The sequence below is a fragment of the Paraburkholderia sp. BR14320 genome (assembly GCF_040948665.1).
In the GTDB taxonomy this organism is placed as follows: domain Bacteria; phylum Pseudomonadota; class Gammaproteobacteria; order Burkholderiales; family Burkholderiaceae; genus Paraburkholderia; species Paraburkholderia youngii.
Window position 1 is genome coordinate 1 of sequence record NZ_JBFPKG010000290.1, and the last position, 359, is coordinate 359.

The 359-nt window shown below is 57.4% G+C and carries 1 protein-coding gene; it reads right to left on the bottom strand.

The genetic code is table 11. The features are described from left to right. A partial coding sequence (locus AB3X89_RS40360) for a hypothetical protein (protein ID WP_368588079.1) occupies positions 1-187 on the bottom strand: 187 nt, incomplete at its 3' end. Positions 188-359 lie beyond the last annotated feature (172 nt).

The following is a 359-nucleotide window of genomic DNA, read 5'->3' on the forward strand; positions in this document are numbered from 1 at the left end:
GGCTTTGTCCGGATGGGGGTATTGTAAAGATGCTGCGGGTTGTGTAAAAGCGCAACATCATGAAGCCAGCTTGAATAATGCCATATAAAGCCAGACTAAAGACGGGTGAACGGCGCAAGCGCAAGAAGCCGGGGTACCGGGTGACGAACGCGCGGGCGTATAACCAGAGCCTGAGAAAGCGCGGCATGATCAGCCTGTATGTGCCGGGCGGCGATCTGAAGGCGCAGCTTATCAACGCAAAGATCCGTACGCCGGGCGTGTCGGGGCGTGAGCCGACCTACACCACGGCGTACATGGAGCTGATCTTTACCTTCTACCGGCTGTTCGGTTGGGGGATGCGGCAGATCACCGGCTATATG